The sequence below is a fragment of the Roseicyclus sp. genome (assembly GCF_965662675.1).
In the GTDB taxonomy this organism is placed as follows: Bacteria; Pseudomonadota; Alphaproteobacteria; order Rhodobacterales; family Rhodobacteraceae; genus Roseicyclus.
On record NZ_CBFIIK010000165.1, the window covers coordinates 1 to 3388 of the forward strand.

Consider the following 3388-nt stretch of genomic DNA (forward strand, 5'->3'; position numbering starts at 1 on the left):
CGCGCCAGCAAGCGCTGTGGTGCGATGGCAAAGACATGGCGTGGCGTGCCAGCGGCAGCATAGACCAGTTCAAAGTCCAATAGGCGCGGGTCGAACCATGCGCGGATCGGGTTCAGGTGACCCAAGGGGGCCACACCACCGATGGCAAAGCCCGTGTGCGCGCGGATCAGATCGGCGTCGGCCTTACCCAAGGTCTCGCCCGCCAGCGTGCTGGCCTTGGGCGTATCCACCAGATTGCCGCCCGCCGTGATGAACAGCACCGCATCACCATTGGTTTCAGCGCGGAAGATGATGGATTTGGCGATCTGGTCCACGCCGCAACCCGCCGCGCGGGCGGCATCTTCGGCGGTGCGGGTGCCATCGGCCATCTCGACCACCTCGGTTGCAAGACCTGCGGCGCGCAGCGCATCCTCGACCCGTTTGAGACTTTTCGACATGTCGGCACTTTCCCTTTGCTGTCCCTTGATCTCAGGCAAGCTTGCCAAGCGCAAGCCGTTGACCGCGGGGGCCAAGCGGGCCTAACTCGCGCCATGAGCTTTGCATCACGTATCACCCGCCATCCGATCCCCTTCAGCACCGCGCGCGGCGCGGAGGGCTGGGCCGCGCTGCATGATGTCGCGGCAGAGCTGCGCCCGCTGATCACGGGGGCGGCCGGATCATCGCCCTATCTGTGTGCGCTGATCTTGCGCGAGGCCGATTGGCTATCGGGCGCTTTGGACACGGCACCCGAAGAGACCGTCGCCGCCCTGATCGCGGCGACGCAGGCGCATGATCACACCACGCTTGACCAAGGGCTGCGCCAACTCAAGCGGCGCGCGGCGCTGGTTGTTGCGCTGGCCGATCTGGGCGGGATTTGGCCGCTGCACAGCGTGACCCAAGCCTGGACCGATTTCGCCGATGCCTGCCTCAATGCAGCGTTGCGCAGCCATGTCGCGCGCGAGGCGCGGCGTGGCAAAATTCCCGGCATGACCGAGGCGGACGCCCATGACAGCGGCGCAGGGATGGTCGCGCTTGCCATGGGCAAGATGGGCGCGGGCGAGTTGAATTATTCCTCCGATATCGACCTTATCTGTTTCTTCGATGATGAGCGTTTCGACCCCGACGATGCGATGGAGGCGCGCGCGGCATTCATACGCGCCACGCGCCGCATGGCGGCCTCCCTCTCGGACACCACCGACGAGGGTTATGTGTTTCGTACCGACCTGCGCCTGCGACCCGATGCCAGTGTGACGCCGGTCTGTATCTCGCTGACCGCGGCCGAGCGCTATTACGAGGCCGAAGGGCGCAGTTGGGAACGTTCGGCCTATATCAAGGCGCGGCCGGCAGCGGGTGATATCGCTGCGGGGCTGCGGTTTCTCGAGACGCTCACCCCATTCGTCTGGCGCAGGCATCTGGATTTCTCGATGGTGCAAGACACGATCGACATGCGACAGAAAATTCGGGATCACAAGGGTTTGCACGGCACCCTTAAACTAGAAGGTCATAATATGAAACTCGGCGCGGGGGGTATCCGCGAGATCGAGTTTTTCGCTCAGACCCGCCAGCTTGTCGCCGGGGGCCGCGATCCGTCACTGCGCGCGCGGCGCACGGTCGACGCGCTTTCTGCCCTTGCCGATGCGGGGTGGATCGGGGCGGATGTGGCGCAGGAGCTTTGCGATCATTACGCCCATCACCGTGAGATCGAGCATCGTGTGCAGATGATCGATGACGCCCAGACCCATGATCTTCCGAAATCAGCCGAAGGCTTTGCCCGCTTGGCGCATTTGTGCGGTACCGATGATGTGGCTGCGTTTCGTGATGGCCTGTCGGATCGGCTGCGCCGTGTCGAGCAGATGTGCGGCGATCTGTTTCAGCCGGGTAAGACAGGGGAGGCGGGCGATGTCGTGGTCGACCCGGAACAATCCGAGATCGTGGCCCGTTGGCCCAGTTATCCCGCGTTGCGATCCGAGCGGGGCCACGCGATCTTCGCCCGTCTCAAGCCCGATTTGCTGCGCCGCTTTCAACGGGCGGCGCGCCCCGATGAGGCCCTTTTGAATTTCGACAGCTTTCTCAAGGGGCTACCGGCTGGTGTACAATTATTTTCGCTGTTCGAAGCCAACCCAAGCCTTGTCGATCTGATCGTCGATATCTGTGCAACCGCGCCGGGGCTGTCGCTTTATCTGTCGCGCCATGCAAGTGTGCTGGATGCGGTCCTCGATGGGCGTTTCTTTGCGCCTTGGCCGGGATATGCGGCGCTTCAAGCCGAACTTGCGGGGGTTTTGGCCGGGTCGGGCTTCGAGCAACAGCTTGATCAGGCGCGGCGCTGGCAAAAGGAATGGCATTTCCGCATCGGCGTGCATCAACTGCGTGGGTTGATCGACGAAGAAGCGGCGATGGCGCAATACACCGATCTGGCCCATGCCGTGTTGGGTGCGATGTGGCCTGTGGTCTGTGATGAGATCGCGCGCCGTCACGGTCCGCCGCCGGGACATGGCGGCGTAGTGCTGGGCATGGGCAGTTTGGGTGCGGGGCGGATGAGCGCTGGCTCCGATCTTGATCTGATCGTGATTTACGACCCCGCCGATGCCGAGCAAAGCGAGGGGCCGCGCCCGCTCGATCCACGGGGCTGGTATGCCAAGGCGACCAAGGCGCTGATCACGGCATTGTCCGCGCCGACGGCGGCGGGCACGCTTTACGCTGTCGATATGCGGCTGCGCCCTTCGGGACGGCAAGGGCCGGTGGCCACTGCGCTTACTTCTTTCGCAGATTACCAGCGCGCCGAGGCGTGGACATGGGAGCATATGGCACTGACGCGCGCGCACGCGATGGCGGGCCCTGCGCAACTTCGCACGGAGGTGGAGGCGATCCGCCGCGCGGTGATCGCGGAAAAGGCCGATGCGGCCAAGGTGCGTGCCGATGCGGCCGAGATGCGGATGCGTCTGGCCAGCGCCGGGCGCGTGGGCGGCACTTGGGCGATCAAGGAGGGGCAGGGCGGGCTGCAGGATATCGAGTTGTTGGGGCAAGCCGCGGCACTTGCAAGCGGCAGCGATGCGCGCAGCACCAGCGCCCAGCTTGCCCATGCGCCGGATCTTGGGTGGCTTGATGCCGATCAAACAGCGCGTATCATCGCGACGCATGCCTTGTTCGCGCGTGTTCAGGCCGCAACGCGGTTGTTGACCGACACGGCGCTTGACCCCAGTGCCATCGGCGATGGGGGCCGGGATTTCTTGGCGCGTGTCGCTGACGCACCTTCGGCTGACGCGCTTGCATTGGAACTTGACCAAGAGCGCGCCTATATCGCCCAGATGATCGACGCCGTGCTTGGCGCGATCTTGCCCGAGGAACAATGATGTCATCTGACAAACCCGCCCCCGACCCGATCGATCCCAAGGGTCTGATCCGAGAATCC

Annotated in this window: 2 protein-coding genes; one reads left to right on the plus strand and one right to left on the minus strand. The window is 64.2% G+C overall.

From position 1 onward, the window contains the following. The coding region (locus tag ACTG4J_RS15030) for a YbaK/EbsC family protein (protein WP_439140546.1) at window positions 1-437 on the minus strand (437 nt) is incomplete at its 3' end. A 93-nt stretch (window positions 438-530) separates the two neighbouring features. Here ACTG4J_RS15030 and ACTG4J_RS15035 point away from each other — a divergent pair. Next, window positions 531-3329, plus strand: a complete 2799-nt coding sequence (locus ACTG4J_RS15035) for a bifunctional [glutamine synthetase] adenylyltransferase/[glutamine synthetase]-adenylyl-L-tyrosine phosphorylase (protein ID WP_439140547.1) — start codon at window positions 531-533, stop codon at window positions 3327-3329. Window positions 3330-3388 lie beyond the last annotated feature (59 nt).